Origin of the sequence: Streptosporangium sp. NPDC005286 (assembly GCF_040607515.1) — a bacterium.
GTDB lineage: Bacteria > Actinomycetota > Actinomycetes > Streptosporangiales > Streptosporangiaceae > Streptosporangium.
The window spans coordinates 1-14,838 of the sequence record NZ_JBEXGU010000203.1 but is presented as its reverse complement, the minus strand read 5'-3'; the positions used below and the strand labels follow the sequence as shown (position 1 = coordinate 14,838).

The following is a 14,838-nucleotide window of genomic DNA, read 5'->3' as shown; positions in this document are numbered from 1 at the left end:
GCTTTCCCCGCCGCGGCGGGGAAAGCACGGATCATATGCACCACGTCGGCTCCCTGGAGCATCAGGACGTGACGAGGAACTGGGTCGCGGCAAGCTCGCGGTAGAGGTCGTCGGCGTCGACCAACTCGTCATGAGTGCCGTAGGCGCGGACCCGGCCTGCCTCCATGAGGATGATCCGGTTGGCGCCGGTGACGGTGGACAGCCGATGGGCTATGACCAGGACCGTGGTCTCTCGCGCCACCTCGGCCACCACCTCGCGCAGGCGCAGCTCGTTCATGGCGTCGAGCTGCGAGGTGGCCTCGTCGAGCAGCAGCAAACGGGGTTTGCGGAGCAGTGCCCTGGCGATGGCCACCCGCTGGCGCTCCCCGCCCGAGAGCAGGACGCCGCGGTGGCCGACAGGCGTATCGAGGCCTTCGGGCAGGCGGGCGATCAGATCGTCCAGGCGGGTGCGGGCCAGGGTGTGGGCGATCTCCTCCTCGGTAGCGCCAGGCGCTCCGAAGACGAGGTTCTCCCGGAATGTGCCAGCGAGGACGGGGGCGTCCTGCTCCACGTAGCTGAGCGAAGCGCGCAGCTCGCTCAGTGGCCACTCGCGGATGTCTCGGCCACCGATGAGGATCGTCCCGGCCTGTGGCTCGTAGAACCGTTCGATGAGCCCGAAGACCGTGGACTTGCCGGCTCCCGAAGGGCCGACCAGGGCTGTCATGCCACCAGCGGGCACCTTGAAGTTCACCTGGTTGTGGATGATCGGCCGGTCTTCGCCGTACCGGAAGACCACGCCGCTGAAGGTGAGGCCGACGGGGGCACCGGTCTCCGGCTTCCACGTCTCGGGGGTGGGCGGCTCGGACGGAAGCTCGGAGATCTCCTGGATGCGAGCTATCGCGGCCAGGCCGTTCTGTATCTGGGTGAGGTTCTGGATCAGCGTCCCGATTGGGGACACCAGGTAGAACAGGTAGAGAAGGAACGCGATCAGCGACGAGATCTCCATCGACCCGCTGGCGACGCGCGCGCCGCCCACTCCAAGCACGGCGAGGAACGCCAGCTGGGTTGACATCCAGGCGGCGATGCCCGTGACCGAGCTCCACGCGGCGGCGGTCACGCCGCGGTCACGCGCCTCGGTGGCCGCGGCGCCCACCAGCGCGATCTCGCGTGACTCGGCCCCGCTGGCCTTGACCGTGCGGAACGCCTGGAGAGCACGGTCGAGCGCGGAGTTCATCTCGCCCAGGGCCACCTGGGCCTGGAGCGACGCCCGGCGGATGCGCGGCGTGATCGACGCCGCTATGAGGCCGATCAGGGCGATCACCGCGAGCGTGATCATGAGGAGCAGGCCGTCGATGATGGCCATCAGCACCACCGCACCCAGGAACACGAAGATCGCGTCCACTGAGCTGGCCAGCGCCTCCGTGCAGACGGCGCGCAGCAGCGTGGTGTCGGAGTTGACCCGGGAGAGCAGGTCCCCCGGCTTGAGCCGGTCCACGTCGGCCACCCTGAGCCGCAGGATGCGATCAACGAGGCTCATGCGCGAGGCCAGCACGATTCCCTCGCCCATCCGCTCGAGCAGGAAGCGCCCCGCCGTCAAGACCAGGGCCGCCACCAGGACCGACGCCGACAGCCAGAGCACCGGGCCGATGAGGTCGCCACCCTTCCCGAAGGTGTCGATCACGCTCTTGGCGAGGATCGGCATCGCCAGCCCGGCGGAGCTGCCCACCAAAGTGAGCACGCCACCCAGCAGCAGCACGCGCTTGTGCGGGCGGACTAGGTCGAACAGCAGCCGCCACGAGTTCCGCTTGCTCAGCTTCCGCTTGCTCAGGCCGCTCGGTGCCACCCGCCCGCGAAGAATCTCCCCCCGCCGAAGCGCTTGTGCGCCGCCTGCTTTCCGACCCCGACGGCCTGCGCTATGTGCACCCATGACTCCCCTGTACGCGTACCCGGCGCACCTGGACGGCGGCCAGCCGATCGACCTGGCGGCGCAACTCGGCGGCGGCACGCAGCGCACGCAAAGGGTCGTCCCCTTCTGCTTCGGTCACCAGAGCCACGATTTCCCCATTCGTAAGGTCAACGTACGTTGACCACCCAAGGGGTCGTTCACATCGATGTCGACACCATTGACCGCGTCGATCCGCTGACCGTCCACGTGAAAACCGTGTGTCGGTCCACGGGCTGTGATCATGGAAATCCCTCTCGCCGCCCACGGCCAGTAGCGACACTAGATGTCGAAAGACCAGGAAATCACCGGAGTTCGTGGCGTATGGGACCGGTTGACAGCCTCGGGCTGGGGCTCACCGGCCCAGCTTCTAGTGTTTTTGCGAGTCGCTGCTGGGTTTCACTGGTCGGAGTGGCATTCGGCGCGATGAAGGGGTAAACGGATCGTGAGTACCGCGGACGACGTCAGTACCGCTTGGGTCCGTCGTTATCATCCGGTGGTGGGGGCGGGTAAGCGCCTGGTGTGCTTTCCGCACGCGGGTGGGTCGGCGAGCTTTTTTCGTCCGGTCTCGGCCAGGTTCTCGCCGGGCGCCGATGCGGTGCTGATCGTCAGGCGTGCCAGGTGCGCCATGCGTCGGCGATCATCTCGGTAAGGCCCGATCGCTCGGGAAGCCAGCCGAGTTCTTTCACCGCGCGGCTGTTGTCGGCCGTGAGGATCTGCGGTTCCCGCTTGGGCGGCGCCTTTCGGACCGGTACCGGAAGGCCGGTCACAGCTTCCGCTGTCGCCACGACCTGCGCCATGCTGGACGCGGTGCCGCTCCCTATGTTGTAGACGCGGTGCTTGCCTACCTTCACGGCGGCGAGCGACAGCCGCATCGCTGTCGCCACGTCGAGGATGTGGACGAAGTCGCGGACCGCGGATCCGTCGCCGTTGAGTGTGATGTACGGCAACTCGCCGGTGAGCGCGCGGAATACGTTCGGGATGATACGCGCGGTGTCGGTGTCGGTGCGCCCATTGGCGGCTCCGGCGATGTTGAAGCACCGAAGCGTGACCGCGCCGATCGCTCCAGTGGCGGCGTACGCCGCGACGAGCTGCTCCGCCCCGACCTTCGACGCCGCGTAGGGACTCTCCGGGTGGGGTTCCAGATCCTCGCTTATGGCACCGACGTGCTGCGAGCCGTAAACCTTGTCGGTCGATGTGAACACGAATCGAGCCGGCGGCACCGATTCACGGATGTCGTCGAGCGCCATCAGGAGGTTGAGGGTGCCAACCACGTTTACGTCGTAATACGTCAGCGGGTCGGCGAACGAGTCCCGCCCTCGGGACACTGCGGCGAGGTGGCATACCGCGTCGAAGCGTCCGGCGGCGACTATTTCCCGGATTCGGCCGCGGTCCCGGACATCGCCTTCCACCAGGCCGACGCCGGCGTGCCGCCCCGCGTCCGTGTGGCCCCGGGTCAGGACGGTGACCTGGTGGTCGGCGGCAAGAAGGTCGAGGGTGACCGCATGGCCGAGATAGCCCAGACCTCCAGTGACCAGGACGTGCACGTCAGTTCCTCCAGACGATCGTCATGTGACATTCCAGGCCAATAGGATCATCCGGCTAACCACTTCACTTGATGGACAGCTCCGGGAACGGCACGACGAACGCGCCGCCGGCTGCCGAGAACGCCGCCGACCGGGCGCGGATACTGGCCTCGAAGTTCCAGGCGAACAGCACGCAGTAGTCGGCCGCGTTCGCGGCCAACCGCTCGGAGCTCACAATGGGGATACCGTCGCCCGGCGTGTACTTGCCCACCTTGCGCGGGTTGTCATCGACGATCCAGGCGATCTCACCGCCCACTCCGGCCTGGGAGAGCAGGGTGACGGCCCGCGCCGACGCGCCGTACCCGCAGACCCGCCGGCCGACTCTCGACAGGCCGCCCAGCACGTCGTTGAGGGTCGTGCAGACCCGGTCGATGCGGTCCGCGAAGCCGTCGAGAAAACTGCCGTCGGGCACCCCCGCGTCGACCTCGGCCTGCAGAATCCGGTCGAATCCGGCCGTCGAGGGGCGGGCCTCGTCATCGCGGCGTATCCAGCAGCGCAACGAGCCTCCCTGGGTCGGGATGAGCTCGGCGTCGGACACCGTGAGCCCGTTCGCCTCGGCCGCCTGTGCCAGCACGTGCAGGGAGAAGTACGAAAGGTGCTCGTGGTAGACGAACTCGAAGATACCGTGCTGGACCATCGGCAGGACGTGCGCGACCTCGATGACGGCGCAGCCACCCGGTTTGAGGAGCAGGCGGATCGCGCGGAGAACTCCGTTCACGTCGTTGACGTGGGCGAGCACATTGCTGCCCAACACCGCGTCAACGGGCCCGATGTCACTCAGTATCTTCTCGGCCGACTCCACACCGAAATGCGCGGTCAGCGTTGGAATTCCCTGCTCCTGCGCGTGGACCCCGAGCTCGACCGCCGGGTCGACACCGAGCACCCGCATGCCGCGCTCGGCGAAGAAGCTCAGTTGCGTGCCGTCGTTCGAGCCGATTTCGAGCACCTTCGCCCCGGAGGCCAGCTCCAGTCGATCCGTGACCCGGGTGGCCAGCGCACGGCAGTGGTCGACGAGGGCAGGAGCGGCACCCGTGGCGTACCGGTAGTCGGCGAACAGCACCGATCGGGGAACGACGTCCACAAGCTGGACCAGGCCGCATCCGGCGCAGCGCACGAGGTCCAATGGGTACCGGTGCTGAGATCGGGCCGCCTCGGCCGTGGGTGCGATGTCGTTGGCGGGCGGAGTCGGGGTGAGCGAGACCACCTGTTCCAGACGGTTGGTCCCGCACACCAGGCAGCGGCCGGTGGTGTCCATCAGCGTTCTCTCCTTCCACCCATCGTGTTGCCCAGCCGTCGTGGCCACCGCGCTCGATCTGGCGGAAGTCCTTTCGACAGCTCACGACAAGTCCTCGATCAGCTGGCGGTCGGAGCTTACGTCCGCCAACACTAGGGGAATTACCTGATCGGCTGAGGCACAATCACCTGAACGAAACCCCTTGATCTGGGGGAATCACATGATCGCCGACACCGTGTTTCCGTCCGAGTTGTCCGCCAGAGGCGAGGCAGGTAACGCGGATGAAGGAGTATCAGATGCGAATCCTGGTCACTGGCGGAGCTGGGTTCATCGGATCCCATTTCGTACGGTCAATGTTGGACGGCCGATATCCCGGCCATGAGGACACCCGAGTCACCGTTCTGGACAAGTTGACCTACGCCGGCAGGAGGGAGAACCTGCCCGAGGCACATCCGAAGTTGACCTTTGTGCGTGGTGACATCTGCGATCGGGAGCTGCTGGCCGATCTTCTGCCCGGACACGACGGAGTCGTGCATTTCGCTGCCGAGTCGCATGTCGACAGGGCGGTGGACGACGCGGACCCGTTCGTGTGGGCCAATGTGATGGGCACCCACCGCCTTCTCGAACAATGCGGGACGAGTGGAATCCAGCGCGTCGTGCACGTGTCCACCGACGAGGTGTACGGGTCGATCGAGCAGGGATCATGGACGGAACGGTTTCGGCTCGAGCCCAACAACCCGTACTCGGCGTCGAAGGCGGCCAGTGATTGCCTCGCCCGATCGCACTGGCGCACTTACGGCCTGGACTTGTCGATCACCCGATGCTCCAACAACTATGGACCCCGGCAGCATCCGGAGAAGATCATTCCCCGTTTTGTCACCCGTCTGCTCCAGGGGCGCGACCTCACGCTGCACGGCGACGGCGGCGCCATCCGCGAATGGCTGCACGTCGACGACCACTGCCGCGGCATTTCCATGGTCCTTGACAAGGGTCGCGCCGGCGAGATCTACAACATCGGCGGCGGGATAGAACTCACCAACCGTGAGCTGACCGGCCTTCTGCTCGAACTGGCCGGGGCCGATTGGGACCGGGTCCGCTATGTGGCAGACCGGCGGGCTCAGGACCACCGGTACTCGATCGACCACAGGAAGATCACCGAGGAGATCGGGTTCGAACCCATGATCGATTTTAGGGAAGGTCTCGCGGGCACCATCACCTGGTACCGGGAGAACCGATCCTGGTGGGCGGCTCTTGACGCGTAGTGGTCGCGGCCGGAAGTCCCGGTGACGGTTCGCGGGTTGGCGTGCGGAGCCATCCCGCGCGGTGATGCGATTTCTGACGGCCCGCCGTACGGGGACATGCGGGTACTCTCGGTGATTTCGGTCAGTACCTCTGCGCCGCGACCCGTGACCGCCGGTCGACAACGCGATCGCGCGAGGTCATGCGCCTTCGCCGTACGGTTTTCGTGTTCGGTGTGGACGGCATCGACGTCCTGGCCCCTCTCCGGGGCAGTGGTGGTGGATCGGCGGGGGCGACCATGACGGGTCTGCCGGTCCCGGCTGAAGTCGGGAGCCCGCCGCGCCAGGTCGCCGTCCGTGTCGGTTCGGTACCGCCGGACCCACACCTGCTGCGATACCGGTGCTCCTGGCAGACCCCGCGACCGCGATGGCGCGCTGTCGGCGAAGACCGCCCGCAGGATCTTCATCCGGTCCTGCCCAACCTGGAGCACATGGGCTTCTCCCGCGGGATCCGGTCATAGCGGACCGGGCGGCCATACCGGCGGGCCCACCGCGCTGTGACCGGAGCCACTTCTACCTGGCCACGAACACCTCCTCGATCGCGCGAACCGCCATCCCCGTCCCGTCCTCCTTACGGATCGCGGCACCGAGTGCCCGAGCGCGGGTGGCCATACCGCTGTCGGTGAGCAGGCGATTGAGCGTGCCTCGCAACCAGCCGGCCTTGAGGGCGTGGTGGTGACGAGGCGGGGGCCCGACGCCGAGCTGCGCGATCCTCCTTCCCCAGTGGAGCTGATCACCTTGAAGCCACACGACCGCCTGCGGGATACCGGCCCGGAACGCCGCCGCGGTCGTCCCGGCCCCCCCGTGATGGACGACGCACGCGGCGCGGGCATAGAGCCACCCGTGCGGGACGAAGTCCGCCAGAAAGATGTTGGGCGGCAGCTCCTGGTCTCCGAGCCCCGCCCAGCCGGATTGCAGGACGACACGCCGGCCCAGGCCGCGAACCGCCTCAAGCAGCTGCTCTGTGACCGCACGGGCGTCGAACCCGTTGTTCGAGCCAAAGCCGATCACCACCGGCGGCTCGTCGGCGATGAACGCCGCGAGGTCGTCCGGGGGTACGTACTCCGGTTCCTCGAGAAACCAGTATCCCATGGTGCGGTAGGTGGACTCGAAGAGCGGATCGTGCTTGAGGATGCTCGGGCTGATGGCGATGAGGTTGAGCAGGCGCGAATGGCTCGCGTCGAAGAGAACGTCGCGCCAGGGCGGAAGGCCGGCTGCGGCGACGACAGGGTTGAACAGTTTGTCGGTCGCGAGCCTGACCCCCCCGCCAACGACCGACCATGCGAGGGCGTTGCCGACGGGCCCGAAATCGATATTGTTCGGGCCATGCCCGCGCGCTCGGTGCAGTGGCCAGGTGTGGTGCACGCTCACCTGGGGCGTGCCGACCGCGCGCGCTGCGGCGACCGCGCCGATGGCCAGCGGTGAGTTGATGACGACGTCGGCCTCACGGGCCAGCGCCATCAGTTGCGGTACCGCGGCACGCTGCTCCTGCGCCAGGAATTCGATCACAACCGTCAGTTGTCGCAGCTTGTTCTTCTCGTTGAGAATACGGATGTAGTTCGCCTGGAATTCCGTCTCGTTCCAAGTCGGCCTGCCGACGAAGGGAACACCGACAGCGTCGGCGCGCGCTGCGTAACCGTCGGAGGCCGAGAGCTTAACGTCGTGGCCCTCCGCGAGCAGACGCTTTCCGAGGGCAAGAAAAGGCTGGAGGTCCCCCTCCGAGCCGACGGTTACTATGAGGACACGCATCGTATCAAAGCCGGACAGTCGAGGGTCGGATCAGCGGCGGTCGGAGTTGGGCTCACTCTTGATTGCCTCCCTGGATCGGCTGCCGAAGTGACATGTGTGACGGATCCGAGCAGCGATCTTGCTTGCCTGTCCGGCACATCCTGGTGCGACCGATTCCCGGAAATCATTAGAATCACGGCGCCGATGCGGGTGACGTGCGGGTCTTCGCCGCCGCACAAGGGAGTCCAGTGCGGCGTTCCTCATCGGAAGCCCGGATCCACCTTGGCTCCGGGCATCGGGAAGGCGGCCCTGACAGCTTTGGCTTCTCGGTCGCGCGTCCGTGACCTCCATAAGCACCGGCCGGGGCTTGAGCACCTACCGGGTTTCAATTGCCGCCGGCCTGCCGGGCCGGGATTCGCCCCACCTGCCGCCGAGCGTTACCCAAACACGCTCAACTCATCCCCGCCCTGACCAAACCCGACTAGGCGTTTTCCTAGAAAAGTGTCCATAACATCAGGTTTCAGCAGGGCGTCGGGGCCGGCGCCTGCAGTTACCAGGGCGGAGGTGGACGATGACATCTCCCCGGATGTCGTCCAAGCCCCAATCGATAGGTGAGTGCCGGGTGCCGGCCGCCTCCCGGCGGAAGGCCAGGTCTGTGGCAGATCCCTCAACCTTCATGAGTGCTCTGTTGGGATCTAACCGAGCAGACCACTCACGAGAGCCGTGGTCGATTTCTGTGACAGACAAGGAGAGGACCGGTTATGTGTGGGATCACGGGCTGGGTGTCCTATGACGCGGACCTGACCGAACGGCAAGCCACGATTGACGCGATGACCGTCACCATGGCGCTGCGCGGGCCCGACGCCTCCGGAACGTGGCTGCAACGGCATGCCGCGCTCGGTCACCGAAGGCTGGCGGTCATCGACCTGGACGGTGGCGTGCAACCGATGGAGTTCGCCACGCCGAACGGTCCGGTGGTCCTGGTGTACAGCGGCGAGACCTACAACTTCATCGAACTGCGCAGGGAACTGCAGGCCCGAGGGCACCGGTTCCGTACCGCGAGCGACACCGAGGTCGTGTTGCACGGTTATCTCGAATGGGGTGAAAGCGTCGCCGACCACCTCAACGGGATGTTCGCATTCGCCATCTGGGATACCCGTGATCAGAAGCTTGTCATGATCCGCGACCGGCTGGGGGTGAAGCCGCTCTACTACTACCCGACCCGCGACGGTGTGCTGTTCGGATCGGAACCAAAGGCGATTCTGGCCAACCCTCTCGCTCGCAAGGCAGTCGACATCGACGGGATACGCACGGCGGTGACCGGCATCGGGCAGGGGCAGGCGATTTGGAAAGGGATGTACGAGGTCGAGCCGGGCACGGTCGTCACTGTCGACGCGAGCGGAATCCGCAACAGGACGTACTGGAGGCTCCAGACGGCGCCGCACACCGACGACCAGAAGAGCACGATCGGACGAGTGCGGCAGCTGCTCAACGACACCGTCAGCCGACAGTTGATCTCCGACGTGCCCCAGTGCGTTCTGCTCTCCGGTGGGCTGGATTCCAGCGCGATCGCCAGTCTTGCGTCGCCCAGGCTGGCCGCGGACGGCGAACGGCTACGTACATTCTCGGTCGACTTCGTCGATCACGTCGATCGCTTCAGAGCGGATGTGTTTCGGACTACCCCGGATGCGCCGTTCGTCAAGGATATGGTCGATCTGATCAGGCCGGTACACCGGCAGGTGGTGCTGAACGCGGAAGATCTGTCCGATCCGGCCATTCGCCGTGCCGTGATCACGGCACGGGACACACCGAATGCGTTCGGCGAATCAGATATCTCAATGTACCGGCTGTTTCGAGAAATACGCAATGAGTCGACGGTGGCCCTGTCCGGCGAGGCGGCGGACGAGAACTTCGGCGGCTACCAATGGTTCCACAACGACCTTCGCGAACTTCCCATCTTTCCCTGGATGGCGGCGGTACTCGACGCGCAGCCCAGCACCCACACCGTCATGCCTTTCACGGCGGAAGCGCTGGCGGCCATGGGATTGGAAAGCTACCTGGGGGACCAGTATGCGACGGCGGTGGCGGCTGTCGATCACCTCGACAGCGCGTCGCGTGTCGAGCGTCAGATGCGCGTCATATTCCACATGCACCTGACCCGGTTCCTGCGGATGCTGCTCGATCGTAAGGACCGCCTCTCTATGGCGGTCGGCCTTGAGGTGCGGGTTCCGTACTGTGATCATCGTCTCGTCGAGTATGTCTACAACACGCCGTGGAAGCTCAAGTCGTTTGACGGCAGGGAGAAGAGCCTGCTGAGGCACGCCGTAAAGGACCTGCTTCCGCCATCGGTGGCCAATCGGGTGAAGAGCGGTTACCCGACAATGATGCATGACATTCGCTACTCGAGCGCCCTGCAAATTCAGGGCAAAGAGGTGCTGGCGGACGTCCATAGCCCGCTGTTCACGCTGTTCAACCGAGAATGGCTGAAGTATGCGGTCGAGATGGACTCGTCGAAGATATCGCACGGAGAGAAGCTCCTCCTGGATAAAATAATTGACATGTACTATTGGCTTGACATCTACTCGCCCGAGTTCGCCCTGTCCTGACCACTCTGCCGTGGGCCATCCGCCGCTTTGGAGAATGAACCTTCAAGGCGGCGGTCCGGGCAACGCCGACTCGGGCACCGTGAACATCAAGGCGATCCTGGCCTGGCTCGTCCGCCGCTCACCTGAACGCCCGTGGCCGCGGCGGACGTGCTCGGCCGGTTGCGCGCGCTGGTCACGGGCGCGCCGGTCACCCCGGCGCCGGGGTCCGGTACACCGGCCGGCCCGTGGCGGGTCGATCTGGTCGACGGCGTCGAACTGGACGTATGGCGGGACGGCGACTTCAGTGGAGATCCCGATGTGCGGCTGGAGTACTGGCTTCTAGTGATTTTGCGAGTCGTTGCCGGGGTTCACTGGTCGGAGTGGCATTCGGCGCGATGAAGGGATCAACGGATCGTGAGTACCGCGGACGACGTCAGTACCGTATGGGTCCGTCGTTATCATCCGGTGGTGGGGGCGGGTAAGCGCCTGGTGTGCTTTCCGCACGCGGGTGGGTCGGCGAGCTTCTTTCGTCCGGTCTCGGCCAGGTTCTCGCCGGGGGCCGATGTGGTGGCGATCCAGTATCCCGGGCGGCAGGATCGGTTGCGGGAGCCGTGCATCACCGACATCGGCGTCCTGGCGGATCGGATCGTCGATGAGCTGATCACGTTGTCGGAGAAGCCGACGGTCTTCTTCGGGCACAGCATGGGGTCGGTGATCGGTTTTGAGGTGGCCTGCCGGCTTGAGCGCAAGGGGGTCAGCGCGCCGCACACGCTGATCGCCTCGGGGCGTCGCGGGCCGTCCACTGTGCGGGATGAGTCGGTGCATCGGCGTGACGACGATGGCATCATCGCCGAGCTCAAGCTGCTGAACGGTACGGATGCCGGGTTGCTCGGTGATGAGGAGATCCTCCGGATGGCGTTGCCCGCGCTGCGGGGTGACTATCGTGCGATCGAGACCTACCGTGGGGATCCGGAGCAGAGCATGGGTGGTTCGATCACCGTGCTGACCGGGGACGCCGATCCGAGGACGACGGTCGAGGAGGCGGAGGTCTGGAGCCGGCACACCTCGGGGCGTTTCCGTATCAGGGTGTTCTCCGGCGGTCATTTCTTCCTCACCCGGCATCAGCAGGCGGTGAACGAGGAGATCGCCCTGGAACTCGGGGCGTAGCGCGAGACGTACGGCAAGGCAGAAGCGGATCTTCAACGAAGCCTTCTCCGTCTCGACCCGGGAGGCGATCGTCACGCCTGTGAACGTGTCGTCACCGGCCACCAAGGCCGTGCTGCGGCACTGGTCGCGGATACGGGAGGGCACCGGCGGCGACTCGGTGCTCCTGACGCAGCCGGCCCCTGGATCGAGGGAACCGTCCTCGACGTGAACGTTCCCGTGCGGGGACCGACGGCGCCGTGATCGGCGGCCATAGCCTACGTGAGGGTGGATGACGGATGAACGAGCCTGTCGTGAAGGCGCCGGAGGCGACTGTGGCGGACGCCGCGCCGGAGGGCACCATCGCACCTCTGGCATGGGGTCCCGTGTCGGTCATCGCCGGAGCGGTCGCGGTGCTGCTGCTGGTGACGAGCGGCCGATACGGTTACTTCGCCGATGAGCTGTACTTCGTGGCGGCCGGCGGGCATCTGAACTGGGGTTACGCCGATCAGCCGCCATTGCTGCCGCTGATCGCACACGTGATGGACACGCTCTTTCCCGGATCCCTTGTCGCGCTGCGACTTCCGGCGACGGTGCTCACGGCGTTGGGGGTCGTCGTCGCCACCCAGATCGCCCGGGAGCTGGGCGGCCGGCGCCGGGCGCAGGTGATGACCGCCGCGGTGTCCGCCATCGGCATGGTCGTCAACGGTCACCTCCTGGCCACGAACGCCTTCGACGCGTTCCTGTGGGCGGTGGTCTCATGGCTGGTGGTCCGCTGGGTTCGGTTACGGGAGGAGGGGCGGCAGGACGACCGCCCGCTGCTGTGGGCGGGTGTCGCCACGGCCGTCGCCCTGCAGGTCAAGTTCCTGATCCCGGTGCTGTGGCTGGCGCTGGGGGCCGGCGCGCTCGCGGTGGGACCACGGGACCTGCTGCGCAGGCCGCTGCTGTGGGCCGGTGCCGCGATCACCCTGCTGACGATGCTCCCCGGGCTGGCCTGGCAGGCCGGCAACGGATGGCCGCAGTTCGAGATGGTCCAGACGGTGTCCGCGGAGGGGAGCCTGAACGGCGGCCGCGCGTTGTTCCTCCCGCTCGTGCTCGCCCAGCCCGGTCTGCTGATCGGGGCCGTGCTGGCCTGGTACGGCCTGTGGCGGCTCCTGCGGTCCACACTGCTCAGGCCCTACCGGTTCTACGGCGTGGCCGCCGTCGCGGTGATCCTGATCTTCTGGCTGGCCGGTGGCCGGTGGTACTACGTGACCGGGCTGTTCCCGGTGCTGTGGTCCGTGGCCGCGGTCGAACTGCAGCGGCGTCAGCCGGCGCGCTGGTGGCGTTGGGTGCCCACCTGGCCGGTCTTCGCGCTGTCGGTGCTGCCGGCCCTCTACTGGCTACCGGTCCTGCCCGGGGCCTGGGTGCAACAGCCCAGGGCCGGCGAGAACCTCGGGGTCAACATCATCACGATCGGCCAGTTCGGCTGGCCGGAGTTCACCGACACGGTCGGCCGGGCATACCGGACACTGCCGCCGGACGAACGGCGGAACGCCGTAGTGATCACCCGCGTCTACTGGCAGGCCGCCGCCATCGAGTTCTACGGCGGCGAGCGGGGGCTGCCGAAGCCGTACAGCGGCAGCCGTGGCTACTGGTACTTCGGCATGCCCCCCCAGGGGACCGGCACGGTGCTGTACGTCGGCGATGAGGGCGAGCGGCTGCGAACGTACTTCGGCGACGTACAGCAGGTGGCCACCGTGGACACCGGCCTTGGCCTGGAAGCCGGCACGCCCATCTGGCGGTGCCGCGATCCGCGGGCCTCGTGGCCGGAGCTGTGGCCGGAGTTCCGGCGGACGGCCATCTGAAGCGATTGGCGGGTAGAGCGGAGGCGTACTGACCGGGGACGCGAGAGGGGCCGACCGGTCAGGCCGCCGAAGGGTCACCTGCGCCGCGTGGCCTGACCCGCCAGGTAGAAATCGCGTACCTTCCCGATCACCCGGTCCTGGTCGGACTCGGTCAGCCCGGGGTCGGTGGGCAGATAGAGACCGTCGGCCGCGAAGCGGGCGGCGTTCAGCGCCGGCCAGTCGGGGTTGAAGTACATCGGCTGGCGGCTCATGGGCTGGAAGAACGGCCGGGTCTCGATCCCCGCGTCGGTCAGGAACTCCCGTAGCTCCTCCCGCCGCTCCGCCCGGATGTCGTACATCCACAGGACGTCGCGGGGCGGCATGACGCTGATCCCGTCGATGCCGTCGAGCCCGCTGTCGTAGTGGTTCTCGATCCGCTTGCGGATGGCGAGTATCTCGTCGATCTGCTCCAGCTGGGCCAGGGCGACCGCGGCCTGCATGTTGGTCATGCGGAAGTTGTAGGCCAGCTTCTTGTGGATGAAGTCGTGTTCCTTGCTGAAGGCCATGCTGCGCAGGTGGGCCATCTGCCGGGCGAGCTGCTCGCTGTTCGTGACGCAGACACCCCCCTCACCGGCAGTGATGATCTTGTTGGCGAACAGCGAGAAGCATGCGATGTCACCCACCGGGCGCACGCCGTGCGCCTCCGCCGAATCCTCCACCACTCTCAGGTTGTACTCGTGCGCGAGCTTCATGATCGCGTCCATGTCACACCGCCGGCCGTAGACGTGCACCGGCATGATGACCTTGGTACGAGGGGTGATCCGAGACTCGATCAGCGAGACGTCGATGTTGAGGTCGTCGGCGCAATCCACGAACACCGGCACCGCGCCGGTGTAGGTGACCGCCCACGCGGTGGCGACCATGGTGAACTCGGGCACCAGGACCTCGTCGCCGGGGCCGACTCCGAGCGCCCGCAGCGCGAGGGTGAGAGCGGTCGTGCCCGAGGAGCACGCGACGCCGTACGCGACGCCGTTGTACTGGGCGAACTCCTCCTCGAAGCGCCTGACGAAGGGGCCCTGCGAGGATATCCAGCCGGAGCGGACGGCCTCGGTGAGGTACTCCAGTTCCCGTCCTGCGAGGTACGGCTTTGACACCTGATATTCGAACGTCATGGAGTTCCTCACTCATCAGCCAGCCGGCTCGTCGGCACGGGGTGACAAGAGGCGCTCGGAAAGTCCCGCCTTCCCCGCCGCGCCGCGACGCGGGACTCTCCGGACACGCGCCGGGTCAACTACAGAAGAACCCGGGCGGCACTCGTGAAAACACTAGGATCCGCGCGCCACGGGGCATGAGACCGGGTCGGCTCAGGTCATCGTGGCGGACAGGGCCTGGGGCGTGGCCGGTGGGACGCCTGGCCTGGTGAGGCACCGGAGGCGACTCCTTCCGCGTCGCCGGGTCACAATCACGCGCGCACCGTCTTTTCACTAGTTGTGCGGCGCCGCAGGTCAGGCGGCGCC

13 protein-coding genes are annotated in these 14,838 nt (G+C 66.5%); 8 read left to right on the top strand and 5 right to left on the bottom strand.

Translation table 11 applies throughout. The features are described 5' to 3' along the window. Positions 1 to 61 precede the first annotated feature (61 nt). Complete coding sequence (locus tag ABZU75_RS40705) at positions 62 to 1,822, bottom strand: ABC transporter ATP-binding protein (RefSeq protein WP_355566906.1); 1,761 nt, start codon at positions 1,820 to 1,822, stop codon at positions 62 to 64. Between the two features lie 82 nt (positions 1,823 to 1,904). Here ABZU75_RS40705 and ABZU75_RS40700 point away from each other — a divergent pair, with 82 nt between their 5' ends. Both ABZU75_RS40700 and ABZU75_RS40695 read left to right on the top strand, forming a co-directional pair. Beyond that, the gene (locus ABZU75_RS40700; protein ID WP_350930096.1) at positions 1,905 to 2,066 is read left to right on the top strand and encodes a hypothetical protein; all 162 of its coding nucleotides are present in this window, start codon (positions 1,905 to 1,907) and stop codon (positions 2,064 to 2,066) included. A gap of 300 nt (positions 2,067 to 2,366) precedes the next feature. Further along, positions 2,367 to 2,573 carry a thioesterase domain-containing protein gene (locus ABZU75_RS40695; protein ID WP_355566901.1) on the top strand — a complete coding sequence of 69 codons (207 nt, stop codon included), beginning with the start codon at positions 2,367 to 2,369 and terminating at the stop codon, positions 2,571 to 2,573. Here ABZU75_RS40695 and ABZU75_RS40690 read toward each other — a convergent pair. Together ABZU75_RS40690 and ABZU75_RS40685 are read right to left on the bottom strand one after the other, a co-directional pair. Then, the gene (locus ABZU75_RS40690; RefSeq protein ID WP_355566898.1) at positions 2,530 to 3,468 is read right to left on the bottom strand and encodes an NAD-dependent epimerase/dehydratase family protein; all 939 of its coding nucleotides are present in this window, start codon (positions 3,466 to 3,468) and stop codon (positions 2,530 to 2,532) included. The genes ABZU75_RS40695 and ABZU75_RS40690 overlap by 44 nt on opposite strands. Positions 3,469 to 3,532: 64 nt before the next feature. Further along, positions 3,533 to 4,762 (bottom strand): class I SAM-dependent methyltransferase, encoded by a 1,230-nt coding sequence (locus ABZU75_RS40685; RefSeq protein WP_355566895.1) that lies wholly within the window; start codon positions 4,760 to 4,762, stop codon positions 3,533 to 3,535. A gap of 332 nt (positions 4,763 to 5,094) precedes the next feature. Here ABZU75_RS40685 and rfbB point away from each other — a divergent pair, with 332 nt between their 5' ends. Further along, positions 5,095 to 6,003 carry a dTDP-glucose 4,6-dehydratase gene (gene rfbB, locus ABZU75_RS40680; RefSeq protein WP_350964748.1) on the top strand — a complete coding sequence of 303 codons (909 nt, stop codon included), beginning with the start codon at positions 5,095 to 5,097 and terminating at the stop codon, positions 6,001 to 6,003. 549 nt (positions 6,004 to 6,552) lie between these two features. Here the strand turns inward: rfbB and ABZU75_RS40675 are convergent. After that, a complete protein-coding gene (locus ABZU75_RS40675; RefSeq protein ID WP_355566891.1) occupies positions 6,553 to 7,788 on the bottom strand; it encodes a glycosyltransferase in 1,236 nt (411 codons plus the stop codon). Positions 7,789 to 8,528: 740 nt separating this feature from the next. Between ABZU75_RS40675 and asnB the strand changes: the two genes are divergently transcribed. The 5 genes from asnB to ABZU75_RS40650 all read left to right on the top strand — a co-directional run bounded on the left by asnB (position 8,529) and on the right by ABZU75_RS40650 (position 13,342). Next, positions 8,529 to 10,373 (top strand): asparagine synthase (glutamine-hydrolyzing), encoded by a 1,845-nt coding sequence (gene asnB, locus ABZU75_RS40670; protein ID WP_355566888.1) that lies wholly within the window; start codon positions 8,529 to 8,531, stop codon positions 10,371 to 10,373. 132 nt (positions 10,374 to 10,505) lie between these two features. Further along, positions 10,506 to 10,751, top strand: coding sequence for a hypothetical protein (locus tag ABZU75_RS40665; protein ID WP_355566885.1), 246 nt, complete (start codon positions 10,506 to 10,508; stop codon positions 10,749 to 10,751). Positions 10,752 to 10,820: 69 nt separating this feature from the next. Then, positions 10,821 to 11,519, top strand: coding sequence for an alpha/beta fold hydrolase (locus ABZU75_RS40660; protein WP_355566882.1), 699 nt, complete (start codon positions 10,821 to 10,823; stop codon positions 11,517 to 11,519). A gap of 79 nt (positions 11,520 to 11,598) precedes the next feature. Further along, entirely contained in the window at positions 11,599 to 11,727 is a 129-nt protein-coding gene (locus ABZU75_RS40655) for a hypothetical protein (RefSeq protein ID WP_355566879.1), read from the top strand. Between the two features lie 67 nt (positions 11,728 to 11,794). After that, positions 11,795 to 13,342 carry a glycosyltransferase family 39 protein gene (locus tag ABZU75_RS40650; RefSeq protein ID WP_355566876.1) on the top strand — a complete coding sequence of 516 codons (1,548 nt, stop codon included), beginning with the start codon at positions 11,795 to 11,797 and terminating at the stop codon, positions 13,340 to 13,342. 74 nt (positions 13,343 to 13,416) lie between these two features. Here the strand turns inward: ABZU75_RS40650 and ABZU75_RS40645 are convergent, their stop codons facing one another. Further along, positions 13,417 to 14,493: a DegT/DnrJ/EryC1/StrS family aminotransferase gene (locus ABZU75_RS40645; protein WP_355566874.1), complete on the bottom strand. Its 1,077-nt coding sequence runs from the start codon at positions 14,491 to 14,493 to the stop codon at positions 13,417 to 13,419. Between the last annotated feature and the right edge of the window lie 345 nt (positions 14,494 to 14,838).